This is a genomic window from Nocardia sp. CC227C (assembly GCF_030767025.1).
GTDB lineage: Bacteria > Actinomycetota > Actinomycetes > Mycobacteriales > Mycobacteriaceae > Nocardia.
Genome location: NZ_JASITE010000015.1, coordinates 36,924 through 55,458, shown reverse-complemented (window position 1 = coordinate 55,458; position 18,535 = coordinate 36,924). Strand labels below are relative to the sequence as shown.

The 18,535-nt window shown below is 72.0% G+C and carries 8 protein-coding genes and 1 pseudogene; all 9 read right to left on the bottom strand.

The features are described from left to right. Positions 1-94: 94 nt before the first annotated feature. Positions 95-1,438, bottom strand: coding sequence for a cation:proton antiporter (locus tag QMO76_RS27050; RefSeq protein ID WP_306364154.1), 1,344 nt, complete (start codon positions 1,436-1,438; stop codon positions 95-97). Positions 1,439-1,452: 14 nt separating this feature from the next. Continuing rightward, entirely contained in the window at positions 1,453-2,202 is a 750-nt protein-coding gene (locus tag QMO76_RS27045; protein WP_306364153.1) for a trans-aconitate 2-methyltransferase, read from the bottom strand. Then, on the bottom strand, positions 2,199-3,161 hold the full coding sequence (locus tag QMO76_RS27040) for a methyltransferase (protein WP_306364152.1): 963 nt from the start codon (positions 3,159-3,161) through the stop codon (positions 2,199-2,201). Before QMO76_RS27040 ends, QMO76_RS27045 begins: the two co-directional genes overlap by 4 nt. After that, the gene (locus QMO76_RS27035) at positions 3,161-4,258 is read right to left on the bottom strand and encodes a cytochrome P450 (protein WP_306364151.1); all 1,098 of its coding nucleotides are present in this window, start codon (positions 4,256-4,258) and stop codon (positions 3,161-3,163) included. The genes QMO76_RS27040 and QMO76_RS27035 overlap by 1 nt, the downstream gene beginning before the upstream one ends. Before the next feature lies 1 nt (position 4,259). Further along, positions 4,260-5,342: a Gfo/Idh/MocA family oxidoreductase gene (locus QMO76_RS27030; protein ID WP_306364150.1), complete on the bottom strand. Its 1,083-nt coding sequence runs from the start codon at positions 5,340-5,342 to the stop codon at positions 4,260-4,262. After that, positions 5,339-6,142: a hypothetical protein gene (locus QMO76_RS27025; RefSeq protein ID WP_306364149.1), complete on the bottom strand. Its 804-nt coding sequence runs from the start codon at positions 6,140-6,142 to the stop codon at positions 5,339-5,341. Before QMO76_RS27025 ends, QMO76_RS27030 begins: the two co-directional genes overlap by 4 nt. Beyond that, the gene (locus tag QMO76_RS27020) at positions 6,139-11,610 is read right to left on the bottom strand and encodes an amino acid adenylation domain-containing protein (RefSeq protein WP_306364148.1); all 5,472 of its coding nucleotides are present in this window, start codon (positions 11,608-11,610) and stop codon (positions 6,139-6,141) included. Before QMO76_RS27020 ends, QMO76_RS27025 begins: the two co-directional genes overlap by 4 nt. Next, a complete protein-coding gene (locus QMO76_RS27015) occupies positions 11,607-17,723 on the bottom strand; it encodes an amino acid adenylation domain-containing protein (RefSeq protein ID WP_372342099.1) in 6,117 nt (2,038 codons plus the stop codon). The genes QMO76_RS27020 and QMO76_RS27015 overlap by 4 nt, the downstream gene beginning before the upstream one ends. Before the next feature lie 66 nt (positions 17,724-17,789). Then, a pseudogene (locus QMO76_RS27010) lies at positions 17,790-18,518 on the bottom strand (non-ribosomal peptide synthetase); the annotation flags it as partial. Positions 18,519-18,535 lie beyond the last annotated feature (17 nt).

Genomic DNA, 18,535 nt, shown 5'->3' with positions numbered 1-18,535 from the left:
GTCGCATCCGGCGAATCCCGTTGGCCGCCTACCGTTCACGATGCGCCACCCCACCCGCCGACAGCAGGGCCGAACGGCACCGCCGCGAGTGACTTCAGCGGGCTGTCGGCATCCCCTCCGCTCGTAGGGCGACCTCGCCGTCGGCGGCGAAGGTGAGGCCGTGTTTGTGGGCGTTGCGTTCGAAGAGGCGGAAGAGAGGGGTGGTGGCGAAGGTGGTGACGAGGGCCATGATGGCGAGAATGGTGTACAGGGCGGGGGTGATCAGGCCGGCGGTGAGGCCGATGTTCAGCAGGATGAGTTCCATCAGGCCGCGGGCGTTGGCGAGAGCGCCCATCGAACCGGCTTCGCGCCAGCTCATGCCCTGGTAGCGGGCGGCCAGGGTGACCGCGCCGAACTTGCCGCCGAAGGAGACCGCGAGTACGGCGAGGGCCGTCAGCAGGACCGATGGCTCGAGGATGAGGCTCAGTTCGGTGTTGAGTCCGGAGAAGATGAAGAACGCGGGCAGCAGCAGGTACGACACCAGCGGCTCGGTGCGGGCGCGCACCTGGTCGAGCAGGCGGCCGCGCGGCATGGCGATACCGGCGACGAAGGCCCCGAACACCGAATACACGCCGACCAGGTCGGTGAACCACGCGCACAGCAGCACCACCGTGAGCATGACGATCAGCGGCGCGGTCGGCAGGGCGTCGCCGCGCGGATCACGTTCCGCCCAGTCGTTCAGCGGCGCCAGCGCGCGAGTGCCGACGGTGAGCATGAACACCACGAACCCGATGCCGCCGCCCACCGCGATCAGCGCACCCGCCGCATTGCCCTGGGTGCTGGCGACGACCGCGGCCAGCAGCACCCACGCGCAGGCGTCGTCGGAGGCGGCGCAGGCCAGCGCCATGGTGCCGATGCGCGTGCGGTGCAGCCCGGAATCGTGAATGATCCACGCCAGCATCGGGAAGGCGGTGATGGCGACGGCGGCGGCCAGGAACAGCGCCGCCTGCCAGGGGGCGATCTCGTCGGTGAAGTAGCCGCCCTGGGCCGCCAGCACGAGTCCCGTCGCCCCGCCCAGCAGCATGGGCACCGCCACCCCGGCGGTGGCGGTGGCCCCCGCCACCCGGATGTGCGCGGTGAGGATGCCGGTCTGGAAGGCGGAGCCGACCAGGAACATGTACAGCACCAGCCCGAGCTGCCCGACGACGTAGATCGCGCCGAGCGACGGATGCGTCACGGTCTCGCCGCCGATGTCGATGGTGGTGGGAAACAGCCACCGCTGCGCGGCGGGCCAGATCGCGCCGAGTACCGAGGGGCCGAGCAGGAATCCGGCGGCCATGATGGCGACCACCTGCACCTGCCCCAGCGGTCGGAACATCAGCCACACCAGCCGGTAGGCCACGAGGATGACGGCCATCTGCACGAAGAAGTGCATGGACAGCTCGAGGAGGGAGGGCATGTCGGGAATGTCCTTCACTCGGATTCGGCGGTGTCGCCGCGGGTGAGCACCGCGACATCGGGGGCGACGCGCGTGCAGCTCAACCCCGCCCGCCGCGCCTCGGTACGCAGGGCCGTCAGGTCGTAGTCCGTCCACGGCATGGGGGTCTCCACCGTCCGCAGCACCGTGTTGCCGCGCAGCAGCCGGTAGGTCAGCGTCCATCGCACCGGCCCGTCCGGCGGCCGCTGCGAGTCGTCCCCGCCGCCGCGGCTCCAGACCTCGATGTGGTGCTCCCCCACCGGAACTCGCGCGATCCGCGACAGGGCGGGGGTGGGCGGCGCGGTCTCGTCCAGCAGTTCGACGACGGCGGGAGCACCGGGGGCCAGCCGTTGCCCGAGCGTGGTCAGCAGCCGGGTCCGATCGGCGGCGGGCAGGTGGCCGAGTACGCCGTAGGCGACGGCCCCGCCCAGCCGGTCCGGAAAGCTCAGACCGTCCACCGGATCGGCCACGATGGTGATCCGGCCGGTCAGCCCGCGCACCGCGATCCTGGTGGCCAACGCGATCCGCATGGCCGACGAGGGCTCCACCGCAATGATTCTCGCGTCCGGCAGCGCGTCGGCGATCACCTCGGTGGACAGCCCGGTGCCCGCGCCGATATCCAGGATGGGGCCCCGGTCGGGCCGGGCCTGTCGCAGCGCGTCCGCCAGCACCGGCCCCTTCCGCGCCCACAGCGGCGCCGCGACCAGATCGTAGAACTCGGCGGTGGCGGCGTAGGGGTCGATCACCGCGCGTACTCCAGCAGCCAGACCGGGGTCGGTCCCGGCAGGGTCCGGGCGGACAGCCGCCGCAGCCCGGCCGCCGACGCCAGCTCGTCGAGCTGTTCGGTGGTGCGTTCGCGCCCCCCGAACAGGACCAGCAGGCGCAGGTCCATGGCGGTGGTGACCTCCGGTCGCACCCCGCTGTCCAGGTTCTCCACCACGATGACGCGTCCGTGCGCCCCCGCGGCCTCGGCGCACCGCCGCAGAATGCGTTCGGCGTCGGCGTCGGGCCAGTCGTGCAGCACCCAGGTCAGCAGGTAGGCGTCCGCGCCCGCGGGCAGCGGTTGGAAGAAGTCGCCCGCCCGGGCGGTGCACCGGGCCCCCAGTCCGGCCTGTTCGAAGGCGCGGGCGGCGGCGTCGGCGGCATCGGGCAGATCCACCAGGGTGCCGGTCAGCCCGGGATGCGCGGTGGCGAGCGCGCTGAGCACCGCCCCGGAGCCGCCGCCGACGTCGACCACCGACCGCACCCGGTCCCAGGGGTACGCGTCGGTGAGCGTGGGCACGGTGAAGCGGGTGTGCTTGCTCATGAGCTCGTTGTAGGAGGCGTCGGTGTCGTCCCACAGCGTCCGCCCGTGCACGATCGGATAGCCGGGCTGCCCGGTGCGCACCACGTCGAGCAGTGCGCCGAACGCGCGGTCCATGCGACCGCCGGCCCCGTCCAGATCGAACCAATCCCGCATGGCGAGAGGATGATCGGAACACAGCAGCCGCGCGGAATCGGTGAGTCCGAAGCGGCCGGGCCCGGTTTCGGCGAACACCCCGCGGCAGGCGAGATAGCGCAGCAGGCGGTGCAGCGCGTCGGTGTCCGCGCCGGACTTGCCGGCCAGCTCCGGCACGGTGTCGACACCGTCGGCGATCAGGTCGGCGATGCGCAGGGTCGCCGCGACCCGAATCGCCCAGGGCGTGACCAGATCCGATTGGTCCATCAGGGACAAGGCAACCTCCGTACCGGTAGCGTGGCGGGACCGCGGCTCATCAGGTCGCCGGTCGATCGATAGGTGAATCCGTCCGCGAGCCGTAGGCTCGGCGCGGTCTCGGCGAGTACTCGCAGATAGATCTGGGCTTGCAGGCGGGTGAACGTCGCGCCGAGGCAGGCATGCGGTCCGGTGCCGAAGCCGAGGTGGCCGGCCGCGCCCGGCCGGTGCAGCCGGAACTCGTCGGGATCGGGCCAGCGCCGGGGATCGCGGTTGGCTCCGGCGGTGACGACGAAGATCCGCTCCCCGGCCGCGACCGGCGTATCGCCGACCGGGCAGGGTCGCGTCGCCGTGCGCATACTCCACAGGGCGGGCGGCTCGTGCCGCAGCGACTCCTCGACGGCCGCGCCGATGTGTTCGGCGGGCAGCGGCCACATCCGCGAGATCAGCAGGCGGTGCAGCAGATTGCCGATCAGGTGCGTGACATTTCGGACGCCGGCGACGACGAGGAAGTGCACCAGCATCCGCCGCTCCGGCGGCGTGAGGCCGGGAAAACGCCGCAGCCGCAGCCCGTCGACGCGGTCGCGGAACTCCGGCCAGCCGGGCGCGCTCTCGTAGCCGACCAGCGTGGTGAACTCCGAGACCCAGCGCCGCACCAGATCGCCCGGCAGTTCCAGGAATTCGGCGAGGGCGAGGGCGGGCAGCGGCTCGGCGAAGTCGGCCACCAGATCCTCGGCGGTCGCGGCGTGCGCGCGAGCGTGTGCCGCCAGGACCGGTTCCAGATCCGCCAGCGCCTTGGCGGTGAACTGTCCGCGCACCAGCGCGCGCAGCCGGGTGTGTTCGGGGGCGTCCAGCTGTGACAGCGCCGGCACCTTCTCCGGCGCGGTCGCATGCGCCGCCACGGTGTTGTTGGCCTGACTGGAGAAGCTCGTCGCGTCCCGCAGTACGGTGCGCGACACCGCGTCCGAGACGACGACCCGGAATCCGGCGAACGGGCACGCCACCGGCGGGTGGTCGCGCAGCAGTGGATACGGATCGCGGATATGCCGGGAATCGAGCGGATTGAAGACGGTGTCGCCGGTGAACGCGTCGGTTGTGCCGGTGGACATCTCAGCTCCCTTCCGGCAGCAGCTCGTCGATCCGCACGGCGGGCGCGGGAGCCCGGCTCACCGGCAGCGGGTAGCCGAGTCCGCGGGTCAGTTCCGACCACAGCCGCGACAGTGTCAGGTGGTACTGCCCCGCCGCGAGCGGGTCGACGCCGTCGGCGATGGCCTGCCGCATGGTCAGCAGCGAGTGCCGCACCCCATCGGGCCAGACGTGGTCGAAGACGTCCCGCACGCCGGGCGCGGTCGACGGCCCCAGGCACGCCACCGTCGGGGTGGCGTCGACTCCGTCGAGGGCCACTCCGTCGAGGGAGAAGGTGCCGTCGTTCTTGGGCACGTGGACGGCGGGACACCACAGCACCGGTCCGTGGGTGCTGGCCAGCACCAGGGTGCCCGCCTCGGTGCCCAGGGTGACCTGGTGCCGCAGATGGGTGGGATGGTCGAGATCATCGGGTACGACCTGGTTGTTCACCCGCAGGGTGACCGGCACCCCGGCGATGACCGCATTGACGCAGCGGTCGGTGAACGCCGAGCGGGCCAGGTCGTGGAGTCGTGCGGAGATCTCCGACGGTTCCAGCGCCCACGGGCTCAGTCCGCCCAGGGTCTGCCCGATGATGTCGAGCAGGTCATAGGAGACCTGGACCGCGCAGCTGGCGTCCACGAAGGTCGCCGGATGGGTGCGCAGCAGGCGGTGCGCCGCGTCCAGGAACCGGCGCACCGGCTCCAGATGCACGTAGAAGGTGTTGACGCCGAACATGACTCGTCGCTGTGCGGCTGCCCGCAGGCAGTCGGCGAGTTCGTCGGCGCGCACCGGATGTTCGAGCAGCACGGGGATGTCGCGGGCCAGGAATGCCTGGGCCAGTTCGGCTCCCGGGCCGCCCCCGACGCCGCTGGGCACCACCACGCAGGCCAGGTCCACACCGTCGGGCACCTGGTCGGGCGCGGTGTAGAACGGCACCCCGTAGTCCCGCGCGCACGCCCGGGACCGTTCACCGCCCCGGGCGAGAATGCCGATGAGCTGGAACGGTTCTCGTTCCAGGGCGCGCAGGTAGACACGGCCGAAGCCGGTACCGCAGACGAGGACTTTCACAGTGTTCCTTCCTCGCCGAGCAATGGCGGAATCACCCGGAGCGGGTCGAGCACATCGTCGGCGGAGTGGATGCCGGGCGGAATCTCGCCGTGCAGGACGGCGAGGGCGGCGGCGGCCGCGACCGTGGCGGTGAGGTCGGGTCGGGCGCGCAGTCGCGCGCGGTGGACCGTGCCGTCCGCATCGGTCAGTTCCGCCGTGATGACGAGATATTCGGCGCGGCCCGCGGTATCCGCGGCCGCGGCGGCCAGGAGTTGTGCGACCGTGGGCGGTCCGCCGCGCAGCAGCCGCCGCACGCAGTCGCCGTCGAAACGGGTGGTCCAGTCCGAGCCGGTGAGTCCCAACGCCCGGTCGACCCGGGCCGCCTGTTCCCGCCACCCGTCCGTGGTCGCGAGGAATTCCCGGGCCGCCGCCGGGGTGAACCGGTACAGCCCGCCCGCGGTCACGGACAGCCGTGCCGGTCGCACGCCGCGGTCGGCGGCCAGATAGCGGGGCAGCAGTCCGGCCGCGCCGGGCATGGCACCGGCGTCGTAGACGGCGATCCGGTCACCGGCGGGCACGGCCGTCGGCTGTTCGGGCCGCGCCGCCGGATCCACGTAATCGGCTCCGGCGCCGTGTATCCGGTCCGCGACCGGCACGCCGGTGCAGTTCACGACCACGGCGCAGCCGGTGGCCCAGTGCCGCAGGTCGGTGAAATCCGCGCGGGTGCCCGGCCGCACGGCGCGACCGGACAGCATGCCGAGCACGGCCGAGCCGACGGCTCCGGTCGCGCCCAGCACTCCGATGACGGGGCCCTCGGTCACAGCCGCGCCGTGAGATCGTGCGCCAGGCAGGTGAAGTGGTTGCCGGGAATCTCGACGACATCGAGCCGCCCCAGGCACACCTTCGACCAGTAGTCGGCGAGATCACCCGACATGCCCGAGACCAGCCGCATCCCCTCGCGCGGTCGCAGCAGGGTGATGTCACCGGCGTACAGCGGTGGCGCGTACCTGCTGGCGGCCTGGAAGCTGTTGCGGAACACCGCGAACTGGTCCGGATCGGTGGTGATCCGGGCGATACGTTCCTCCGGTGACAGCTCGGCGAGCGCGCCGAAGTCGAGTGACCCGGCGGGTATCCGGCCCGGGGTGGCGGCGAGGATGTCGGCGAGGGCGCGCCCCAATTCCTCGGTGTCGCCCGGATATCCCAGCGTCGCCGGGTCGGCTCCGAGCGCCTGCGCGAAGGTGCCCTCGAGCACCATGGGCTCCCCCACCTCGAATTCCGGCGGATAGCTGCTGATCACGGTGAGCCGGTCCACGCGCCCGCCGCGTTCGGTGAAGGTCCGCGCCACCTCGGTGGCGAGCAGTCCGCCCAGGCAGTAGCCGACCAGCCGGATGGTGGTGTGCCCGGCCGCGAGCAGCGCGTCGGCGTAGTCCGCGGCGAGGCGGTCGACGAGGACCTCCGGGGCGATCGCGGCGAAGGCCCGCGCATCCGGCACCGCCAGCCCGATCACCCGCCGGGTCGCCGACAGGCGTGCCGCCAGCCGCTGATACGGGGCCATGGTCCCCAGCCCCTCGTGCACCAGAACGATGACCGGGTTCGGATCACTCGGCGGACCGCCCAGATCCACCAGTGGCGTTGTGGGAGCCGCGGATTCGGGGTCACCGGCCGCGCGCAAGTGATCGGCCAGATCGGCGAGCGCGGGCTGATGCAGAAGTTGGCGCAGGATGCTGTCGAAGTACAGCGGGTGCGCGAGCGCCACCTCCTGCTGCACCCGGCCCGCGATCTGGCTCAGCATCACCGAATCCGCGCCGAGGCCGAACAGGTTGGCCGTGCGGGGAATGTGGCGGCGGCGCACCACATCCGCGATGATGCCCGCGAGCTGGCGTTCGAGGTCGTCGCGGGGTTCGTCGTCGGCACCGCTCGCCCGGTCGGAGGCGGTGGCGAGTGAATCGGCCAGTGCCGCCAGGGCGCGCCGGTCCACTTTGCCGTTGTCGGTGAGCGGCAGCGCGGGCAGGGTCTCGATCACGGCGGGAACCATGTAGTCGGGCAGGGTCGCCCGCAGCTGGTCCTCGATCGAGGGCCCGGCGACGAAGACGTGCTGTCCGAGCGGTTCCAGGGGGTGCCCCGGTTCCGGCAGGCAGGTGACCTCGCCGAACGGTTCGAGTTCGGCCAGCCATTCCTCCCGGGTCAGGAAGGTGTGCCCGGTGTCGGCGCGCTGATCCTCCGGCGCGGTCATCATGAACGACTGCGAGGCCAGCACCTCGTAGTGCTCCCGGGTGGGCTCGGTGACCACCAGGGTGCCGCCGGGAGCGAGGAGTTCGCGCAGCCAGCCCAGGGTGCGACCGGTGTGCCGCGCATTGTTGAGTACGCCCGCGCACAGGATGAGATCGAAGGATTCCGGCGCGAACCCCTGTTCGCGGGGCGGGACGTCGATGTCGTAGCGCGCGAAGGTCAGTCCCGGGAAGCGGGAGCGCCCGTGGTCGAGCAGGTACGGCGACACATCGGTGTAGACGTAGTCGCGGGTCGGGACGTATCCGGCGGCGAGCACCTCCGCCGTCGTCGCGCCCACGCCCGCACCGACCTCGAGCACCCGGCGCGGCGCGCGCCGCCGCACCGCCTCGGCCACGACGGCATTGAGATACCGGGTCATGATGTTGGTCCGGTAGGCGGCCTCGGCCACGGCCATGCCCCCGTTGGGGAACATGAGCGCCATCGGGTCCAGCTCGCCGCGCAGCACCGCGGGCATGGACTGCGCGCAGGTGTGCAGGTAGTCGATCAGCCGCTCATCGCACAGGTCCGGCACGGCCAATTCCCGCACCCGGCCCCAGGCATCGCTCGCGCCGGGATCGGCGGTCGCGGCAGTGGCGGCGGTGCGGCCCTCGGCAGCCGCGGCGGTCGCGGCGGCGGTGCGGCCCGCTGCGGCGGCGACCCCGGCCGTGTCCGCAGCGCGGGCAGCGACAGGCGCGGACCCGCCAGCACGGGCACGGGCAGGCTCGGACCCGCCAGCGCCCGCACCGCCGCCGGGCGCGGACCCGACAGCGCTCACATCACCGCCGGGCGCGGACCCGACAGCACTCACACCGGCAGGCTGGGGCTCGACACCTCGGGTAGTGCCAGCCATCGGCTCGGCACCGTCGGTGGCCGCGGCCGGGGACTCGGCGGCGCGGGCGTCGGTGTCGGGAGGTTCGGGGGCCGGGTTGTCCCGCAACACGTTCCGCCAGCGGCGCAGCAGGTCGCGATGGCGCGGGGCGACCTCGTGCTCGGCCACCGCGTCGACGGCGGCGCGGGCGTCGGCCAGGACGGCCGCGTCCAGCGCGTGCGCGAATTCGGCGACCCGCTCGGCCTCGACTTCGCCCGACGCCGCACCGGCGGTGGGCTTCCGCAGGACCTCCGCACCGGCCTGGTGCAGCGCGGACTCGGTGAAGGCCACCAGCCGCCGCGCGGTGCCCTCGCCCTGGACCACCACCGCTGCCGCCGCGACCTCGGGGTGCGCCGCCAGGGCGGCCTCGATCTCGGCCAGTTCGATGCGATGCCCGCGCACCTTCACCTGATTGTCGGCGCGGCCGAGGAACTCGATGTTCCCGTCGGGCAGGTAGCGTCCGAGATCACCGGTGCGGTACCAGCCGTCGCCGAATTTCCGATCGGTCAGCGCGTCGTCGCCGCGGTACCCGCGCGCCACGCCCACGCCGCCGATCCACAGCTCACCGGGCACCCAGTCCGGGCAGTCCTGCCCGAGCGCGTCGACGATGCGGAATCGCTGATTGGCCAGGGGTTTTCCGTAGGGCACACTGGTCGCCCCCGGTGCCAGGTCCTCGATCTCGTGGCTGATGGACCAGATCGACGCCTCCGTCGCTCCGCCGAGGCTGATCAGCCGCGCTTTCGGCAGCCGCTCCCGCAGCTGCGCGGGCAGCGTCACCGGGATCCAGTCGCCGGACAGCAGTGCCACTCGCACCGAGGGCGCGTCACCGGGCAGATAGTCGGCGAGCATCTGCGCCTGGGCCGGAACGGAATTCCAGATCGTCACGCCGTGGCCGATGATGAGTTCGGCCCAGTGCGACGGATCGCCGCGCCGGTCCGGGTCGGGCAGGATGAGGCAGCCGCCCGCACCCAGTACCCCGAAGATGTCGTACACGGACAGGTCGAAACCGAGCTGGGCCAGCCCCAGCACCCGGTCGTGCTCGGTGATCTCGAACCGGGAGTTGATGTCCTCGATGGTGTTGCGCGCGGCGGCGTGCGAGATCATCACGCCCTTCGGGGTGCCGGTGGACCCGGAGGTGTAGATCACGTACGCGAGCGCGTCCGGGTCGATTCCCGGTGGCGGCAGCTCCGGGACGTCCGCGCCGGTGTCCGGGATCTCGGTGAGTACGTGGTCGATTCCGTCCAGCATGGCGGCGCGGCGCGGGGCGGGCTGGTTGGTGTCGACCGGAACGTAGGCGGCCCCGGCAAGCAGCACGCCCAGCACGGCGGCGATCTGATCGAGGCCCTTGTCCATGGTGACGGCGACCAGGTCGCCCGGGCGCACCTCGGCGCGCAGCGCCGCCGCGACGCGCTGTGCGCGCGCCAGCAGTTCGGCGTGGCTGAGCACCCGTCCGCCCGCGATGAGGGCCGGGCGGTCGCCGTGGCGGTGCGCCGCCGCGAGCCAGGGTTCGTGCAGCAGGCCGGTGGGCAGTTCCGTATGAGTGTCGTTGACCGCCTTGCGGATTCGCTGCTGATCCGTGGGCAGCGGATGCGGCGGGCCGATGTCGGCGGGTCCGGTCAGCAGCGTCACGAACATGTCGAAGGCAGCCTCGGCGAGCCCCTCCGGAAACACGCCCTCGCGCACATCCCAGCTGACGAGCATGGTGTCGTCCTGCTCCACGGCCTGGCAGTCGATCCACACCTGCGGGGTCTGGCTGATGCCGTAGCGCACCTCGGTACCGCCGCCCAGCACCCCGGTGAAGACCACCGGCATGAGCGTCCGCCCGCTGTCGGTGGCGTCGTTCGCGGCCCGGCGGCCGAGTTCGCGCAGCACCTCGACCCCGGAGTAGAGCCGGTGGTCGATGTCGGACAGCAGCCGCGCACCCAGTCGGCGCGCCCGTTCGACCAGCGGCACCGGCTCGGTGAGATCGACCTCCAGCAGGTTGACCGAGGTGAAATCGCCGACCAGGGCACAGACCTGCTCGTGCAGGGCGAGCCGGTTCTGCAACGGCATATTGACGGTGAACCGCGGGGTGCGGCTCCACCGTCCGATCGCCTCGGCGTACGCGGCGAGCACCAGCGCCGAAGTGGTGACGCCGTGTGCGGCCGCGCTGTCGCGGACCGTGGGTATCCGCCGCTGGAGCCGGTGGAAGCGGACGGCCGACGTCGATCCGCTGTCGTTGTCGGTCGGGGTGTCGGTCGCGGTCTCCGTCGTGGCAGGCCCCGGGGTCGCGGCCGCCGATCGCGCGGTGGACGACGGTCGCGCCGCACCGGATTCGCCGGGTGCCGCACCGGCGGCCGCCAGCGGCAGGTCCGGGCCGGGCGGGAGTTCGTCGAGCCGGTCCTGCCAGTAGTCGCGGTGCTCGGCGTAGTCGGGACCGTCCCGCAGGGCGCGCTGGGCGAGCACGTAGTCGCGGAAGGAGATGTCGATCGGCGGCAGTGTCTCACCGCGCAGCAGGGCCAGCAGTTCGCCCACCAGCAGTTGCACACTGGCGAAATCGGCGATGAGCAGATCGACCGAGAGGTGCAGCAGCCAGCCCGGTGTCAGGCACAGCGAGTGCAGCGGCCAGCGGGCGGCGTCGTAGCGGGCGTGGCTCAGCTCGGCGCGCACCCGTTCCGCGGAGTCGTCGCGCCGCACCCGCACCGGCGGCACGTCGGGCAGTATCCGCTGGGTTCCGGTGGCCGGATCGACGACCGCGCGCAGCATGTCGTGGCGGCGGACGAGGTCGGCCCAGGCCGTCTGCACCGCGTCCGGGTCCACCTCGCCGAGCCAGACCTCGAGATAGCCGTGGCAGGAGACGCCGCCGTAGTCGAAGGCGTCCGTCTGGCCGAGCAGGTAGGCCGATTGCACATCGGTGAGCGGGAACGGTTCGAAGCGCTGCTCCGGCGCGGGTGTCAGGGTGCGCTGCGCGGACAGCAGGGCGATGACGTCGTCGCGGTGCCGCTTCAGCGTCTGCTTGAGCTCGTCGGTGAAGACTCCGGCCGGGGCGCGGTAGCGCAGTGCGCCCTCCTCGGTCCACAACTCGATGCCGAGGCGGCGCAGGCGCGCGATCAGTTCGGCCGGATCGGCTTCGGCCGGGACAGTGGCGGGACGGGTGTCGGATGGGCTGTTCACAGCTCCCCTTCCTCGATTCGCCGGGTGTCGATGAACCCCGCGAGGTCGGCAATGGTCGGCGCGGAGAACACTTCGCGCAGGGTCAGTCGAATGCCGTGCTCTCGGCGCAGGCGTTCGGTGAGGCGGGTGACGATCAGGCTGTCGCAGCCGAGTGCGAAGAAGTTGTCGTCGCGGCCCGGTGTCACCCGCAGCAATTCGCCGAGCAGTGCGGCCAGCAGTGTCTCGGTAGGGCCGGTCGGCGGGTCCACGGTGATCTCGTGATCGAATTCCGCGAGCGCCCGCCGGTCGACCTTGCCGTTCGCGGTCAGCGGCAGTGCGTCCAGCACCACCAGCGCATGCGGGACCGCATACGACGGCAGCAGGCCGCGCAGGTGTTCGCGCAGGGCATCGGTTTCCGGCACCGGGCCGTCGGGGTGCGGTACCACGAATCCGGCCAGCCGTCGCCGCGTCCGTTCCCCCGTCGCCACGGCGACACCGTCGGCGACGCCCGGATACGACGCCAGGGCCGATTCGATCTCGCCGAGTTCGATGCGGTGCCCGCGGATCTTGACCTGATGGTCGGTGCGGCCGAGGAATTCGAGGGTGCCGTCGGCCCAGAAGCGACCTCGGTCCCCCGTCCGGTACCAGCGCACGCCGTCGTGCGAGACGAACTTCGCGGCGGTCAGTTCCGGGTCACCCCGATAGCCGCGCGCCACGCCCGCCCCGCCGATCCACAGTTCGCCCGCGACCCAGTCCGGGCAGTCGCGGCCGAGATCGTCCACGACGCGGTAGCGCTGTCCGCGCAGCGCGTGGCCGTAGGGAATCGAGGTCCACTGCTCCGGAACCTCGCGCACCTCACAGGCATTCGACCAGATGGCGGCCTCGGTGGCACCGCCGAGCGCGACGAAGCGGCAGTCGGGTGCGACGGCGTGCAGCCGAGCGGGCGAGTCCAGGTTCACCCAATCGCCGGAGACCAGCACCAGACGCAGCGGCAGCGTCGCCGTGTCGGTGGCGGCCAACAGCATGTCCAGCAGGGTCGGGACGGTGTTCCACACGGTGACGCCATATTCGGTCACCAGTCGCGACCAGGCCCGTGCGTCGCGTCGCGCGTCCTCCTCGATCAGCACCACCGTGCCGCCGACCGACAGCAGACCGAAGATGTCGTACACCGACAGGTCGAAATCCAGTGCGGAGACGGCGAGTACGCGGTCGCGGGAGTCGACGTCGTAGCGTTCGTTGATATCGGTGACGGTGTTGTACGCGGCGGCGTGGGTGATCTCGACGCCCTTCGGATCGCCTGTCGAACCGGAGGTGTAGATGACGTAGGCCAGGGCATCGGGCGCGGTCGGCACCGGGGCCGCCGCGGGGGCTGCCGCGACGAACCGCTCGATGTCGTCGATCACGATCTCCGCTCCGGCGGCGGCCAGTACCCGCTGCCGGCGCGCCTCGGGCTGGTCGACGCCGATCGGCAGATAGGCCGAACCGGCCGCGAGCACACCGAGTACCGCGGCGATCTGATCGGGGCCCTTCGGCAGCGATACCGCGATCACCCGGTTCGGCGGCAGCGACGCCGCGATTCGCAGGGCGCGATCGGTCAGTTCGCCGTAGGTGACCTCGCCGCCGTCGTGGATGAGCGCCACCGCGTCCGGCCGCTGCGCGAAGCAGCGTTCGTGCAGCAGTCCGTGCCGCGCCGTTCCGGGCCCGACGCCGCGTCCGAGTGCGGCGCGCGGTGTCGAGACCGTGGTCGCGCGCCGGTCCCCCAGCTCCCGCACCAGCTCTTCGAATGCCTCGAACAGCGCGGGAACCGTTCCCTCGCAGAACAGTTCGTCCACGGTGTCGAGTGCGTACGCCAGGCCGCCGTCCGCCTCGTGCACCTGGAGGTCCATCCACACCTGCGGCGTCTGCGAGATCGCCCACACCTTCTCACCGAAGCCGGAGGGGTCCAGTGACAGCCCGTCCTCGGCGACCCCGAGCGCACTGGTGAACACGATCGGGAAACCGACCTGTTCACCGTGATGGCGGGCCAGTTCACGCAGCACCCACATGGGCGAGGCGTCGCGGTGGTCGAGATCGGACCACATGCGCTCGTGCAGCCGCCGAGCGGAGTCGAGAATGCTCGCCGCGCTGCGGAATTCGGTGAACAGCAGGGAGGTGAAGTCGCCGAGCACCCGATTGATGTGCGGGTGCGCCGCGACGCGGTCGAACAGCGTGACATTGACGGTGATGTCGGGGCGGCCGGACCATCTGGCCAGGACCTCCCCGTAGCAGGCGAGCAGCAGCGTCGTCGGAGTGAGGCCCTCGGCGCGGGCCGTGCGCCGCAGTCCCTCCCACGAGGCGGCCGACAGCCGCCCGGAGCGGCGGACGAAACGCGGCACGCCCACGGTGGCCGGATCCACCCGCAGCGGCGGGCTCGGCGCGGGCGGCAGCTGCGGAATCCGGTCCAGCCAGTACCGCCGGGACTCGTCCTCCGCCGCGGGCCGGACCTGGGTCATGTAGTCGCGGAAGGAGACGTCGATCGGCGCGAGCTCGGCGTCCGGATTCCGGTAGAGCAGATCCAGTTCGGAGAACAGGATCATCATGCTCAGCCCGTCCAGCACGATATTGTCCAGGCTGATGCCGACACGACCGTCGGAGCCCAGCCGCACGTCGAACAGCGGCCAGGTGTGCGGATCGAGCACCTGGTGCGACATCAGTGCGCGAATATCGCCGTCCACCCGCTGCATCCGCCACGGCGGCAGGTCGGCGACCCGCAGAATCCGCTGATTGCCGTCGGCGTCGAAGACCGCCCGCAGCATCTCGTGGCGGGCGATCAATGTCCGCCACGCCCGTTCGAAGCGTTCCGGATCCAGATCGGGGCAGTCGAATTCGCTGTAGTAGTGGGTGCCGACGCCGCCGAGGGCCGCACCGCTGCCCCGGCCGATCCAGTACGCGCGCTGGATGTCGGAAGCCGGGAACGGCTCGTGGCGGGCGTCGGGATCGGCGGTCACGGTGCGGATTCCGGTCTCGTCGTCGGCACGCAGCCGCGCGGCGAAGCTCGCGACGGTCCGGTGGGCGTAGAGGTCGGCGAGCTTCGTTCCGGCGAAGCGCCCCACCATTCGGGTGGCGAGCAGGGAGTCGCCGCCGAGGGCGAAGAAGTCGTGCTCGCGGCCGATACCGTTGACGCCCAGCACTTCCGACCACACCGCCGCGACCCGGCGTTCCGCCGCCGTGGCCGGGGGCGTCACCGCGGTGGCCGGTTCGGATTCGGCGAGCAGCGCGGTGAGCGCGGCCCGGTCGATCTTCCCGTTGGGCGACAGCGGCAGCCGGGGCAGCACCCGGATGACGTCGGGCCGCATCGGCTCGGGCAGCCGCTCGGACAGGAAGGCCGCCAGGTCGGCGGTATCGACCGGGGTGCCGGTCCAGGCGGCCGTCAGGCTGAACAGGGTGCCGTGGGCGGCGGCCCGCTCGACGGCGAATCCACCGACCGCCAGCAGTTCCTGCCAGCGCCGGGGTGGGGACATCGGATCGCCGCCGGTGAAGCCGCCCTCCAGCAGCGCCGCCGAGAGCAGCCCCAGCGGCGGCAGTTCGGGCTGTTCGACCAGTACCAGCACACCCTTGGGGCGCAGCAGGTATGCCGCGACCGACAGCCCGGCGGCCGGATCCGGATAGGTGTGCAGGGTGGCGAAGGCGAGCACGAGATCGCACTGTCCGTGCAGGGATTCGGGCACCTGCCCGGTGCGCGGGACGCACGTGTACTCGACGGCGTCGGACGACAGTGCGGGGTCGCGGTCGATCGCGGCCAGCAGTCGGTCGCCGAGATTGTCGCCCAGTTCGGCGATGCGGATCGGGCGGGCGGTCCGGCCCGCCAGGTCGCGCACCGCATCGAGAATCGCGCCGAGTGCCGTCGCGGTCTCCGGCAGCGCCCACAGCAGTGCCGCGGGCGCGAGCACGGGGTGGCCGAGCAGCGTGAGCGGATCACGTTCTCCCGACAGCACGCGCGCCAGTGGTTCCACCGGGAGTGGTTCCACCGGGAGTGGTTCCGCCGGGAGTGGTTCCGCCGGAAGCGGGTCCGCCGGAAGCGGGTCCGCCGGAAGCGGGTCCGCCGGAAGCAGATCCGCCGAAAGCGGTTCGACCGGAAGTGGTTCCGCTGGAAGCGGTTCGACCGGGAGCGGTTCCACCGGAAGCAGATCCACCGGAAGCGGGTCCACCGGAAGCGGTTCGACCGGCCCGTTAGCCCGGTTCGGCCGCGTCCGCCCGGTGCGCGTGGTGTCGGTCGAGACTTGTGCCTCGTTGTCGAGCAGCCACTCCCGCCACCGTGCCACGAGCGGTTCGAAGCGCTCGGCGATGTGGGTCGTTTCCTCGAGCAGCCGCGTGAGCGTGGCGTGCACCAGCGGCACCTGATCCACGGCCGCCGCGCAGGGTGGGTCGAAGGCGGTCACCTCGACCGGTTCGTGCACCGGGGTGACGGCCGCGGCCAGCCGGGAACCGGCGGCCACCGTGACCGCGCGGCCCACCGCGGGGTGCGCGAGCAGTGCGGCGTCGATCTCACCGGGCTCGATGCGGTGGCCGCGCACCTTGACCTGATGATCCATGCGGCCGAGGAATTCCAGGGTGCCGTCGGGCCGGTAGCGGGCCAGATCGCCGGTGCGATACCAGCCGTCGACGAAGCGCTCCCGGGTGCGGTCGGGGTCGCCGAGGTAGCCGCGCGCCACCCCGGCTCCGCCGATCAGCAGCTCACCGGGCACCCAGTCCGGCCGGTCGCGCCCGAGCGCGTCGACCACCCGGCAGGCCACATCGCGCAGCGGCGTGCCGTAGGGAATCGAGTTCCAGCCCGCGGCCGGACCGGAGAACTCCTGCACCGCATCGGGTTTCACGAGCTGGATGGTGGAGTGGATGGCCGTCTCGGTGGTGCCGCCGAGGGCGGCGAAGACACAGCCGGGCGCGGCCGCGTGCAGCCGGGCGGGCAGGTCGACGCTCACGCGGTCACCGCCGACCAGCACCGTCCGCAGCGGCAGGTCCCGGGTGGTCGACACCAGCATGTCGAGAACGGCCGGGACGCAGTTGAGGACCGTCACGCCGTGCCGGGTGATGAGGTCGGCCCACGCCGCCGGATCGCGCCGCTGCTCCTCCCCCACCAGCACCACCGCGCCGCCCGTGCGCAGCGGGGCGAAGATGTCGAAGACCGACAGGTCGAAGTCCAGTGCCGACACCGCCAGCGTGCGGTCCCGGCTGGTCAGCGCGAACCGCCCGGTGAGGTCGTCGATGGTGTTGACGGCGGCGGTGTGCGGAATCCGAACGCCCTTGGGATCTCCGGTGGACCCGGAGGTGAAGATGACGTAGGCCAACCCGTCCGGCTCGTCCGCGGGCAGCGGACCGGTGTGGCGCAGGATCCGCTCGCGCCGGTGCGGAGGCTGGTCGACGCCCACCGGAACGTAGGCAGAACCGGCCGCGAGAATGCCCAGCACCGTGGCGATCTGATCCGGCCCCTTCGGCAGCCGCACCGGCAGCAGATGCCCCGCCGGGAGGTCCGCGGCAATCGCCCGCGCGCGCCGGGCCAGCTCACCGTAGGTGAGACAGCCGTCCTCGCCCCACAGCACGGCGGGCGCGTCGGGCGTACCGTCGGCCCAGGCGAAGAAGGGCTCGTGCAATCCGAGCGCACCCGAAACCGATTGTCCGACAATACCGTTCAGGCCAACGCCCGCATCCGGAACCGTAGGCCTGCCTACGCCGTTCGGGACAGAACCCGAAACCGGCAGCCCGCCGACCCTGTCCGAGCCAGTGGGGGCAGACGTGCGCCGTTCCCGGGGTACCGCTGGTTCGGAGCGGCCAGCCATACCGACATGTGCTCTGGCAGCGGCGGTGCGGCCCGATCCCGGGAGGCTCGTCGCAGTCGAGTCGGCGGAGCCGGGGACAGCCGCCGGGGACGGGGCGGATTTCGTGACGGCCGAGTTCTCGGCAGCTCCGGTGACAGCTGAAGCCCCGACAGCTCCCGTGCCGACCGAAACTCCGACAGTCCCCGCGACGCCCGAAATCCCAGCGGCCTCCGTGACGCTGGCCTCGGGCGACTCGGTGGGTGCGGGGGCATTCGTCGTACGGAGCCCGGCGCGCTGGCTACCCGGTTCCGCCCTGTCATCGGCGATCCGGTCCACCCGCATGCCGGAACCGCGCACCGACTCCCTCCATTGCTCCGGCGCGTGCGCGGGGCGGGAGACGCCGGTGGCGTTCACAGCGTCGCGGACGGCGCGCTGTTCGGCGGGGAGCAGGCTCGGGACCGGGCGGTCCCAGGCGGTGGCGTCGGCGACCAGCAGGTCGAGCAGGTCGGTGTAGGCGGTGAACATGGCGTCCAGGACGCCGGGGGCGAAGGCGTCGCGGCGGGCGTCCCAATTGACGAGCAGGCCGCCGTCGAATTCGGTGACCTGGGCGTCCAGGGTGACCTGCGGGCCCTGCGAGATGATCCAGACCGGTTCGCCGAAGCATTCGCGCACCTGTGGCGCGAACAGTTCGCCCAATCCGAGGGCGCTGGTGTAGACGACCGGCGCGAGCTGCGCGTCCCCGTGGTGGCGGCTCAGGTCGCGGAGCACGTCGACGCCGGGATAGTCGGCGTGGGCGGCGTCGGCACGGAACCGCCGTTGCAGCGCCGAGGCGCGCTCGGCGAAGGTGCCCGGCACCCCCGCGTCCACCGCCACCAGCACCGACGAGGTGAAATCGCCTACCAGCGCGGCGACATCCGGGTGCAGTGGCTCACGGTCGAACAGCGGCACATTGAGCAGGAAGGACGGCTGCGCACTCCACGCCGCGACCACCTCGGCGAATACGGCCGCAATAGCAACGGCCGGGGTGAGCCCCCGCCGCCGCGCGCCCTGTTCGAGCCGCCCGCGCGCATCGGGAGACAACCGATGGTGCTTGCGAACCACCCGAGCACCCGCCCGGCCCGAAACCGAAGCGGCCGGACCCGACACCGCCAACA

What these genes read in the sequence shown, in the direction of transcription:
- QMO76_RS27050 (WP_306364154.1), bottom strand. Translation starts at nt 1,438, where the DNA reads ATGCCCTCCCTCCTCGAGCTGTCCATGCACTTCTTCGTGCAGATGGCC.
- QMO76_RS27040 (WP_306364152.1), bottom strand. Translation starts at nt 3,161, where the DNA reads ATGGACCAATCGGATCTGGTCACGCCCTGGGCGATTCGGGTCGCGGCG.
- QMO76_RS27035 (WP_306364151.1), bottom strand. Translation starts at nt 4,258, where the DNA reads ATGTCCACCGGCACAACCGACGCGTTCACCGGCGACACCGTCTTCAAT.
- QMO76_RS27015 (WP_372342099.1), bottom strand. Translation starts at nt 17,723, where the DNA reads ATGCGGGTGGACCGGATCGCCGATGACAGGGCGGAACCGGGTAGCCAG.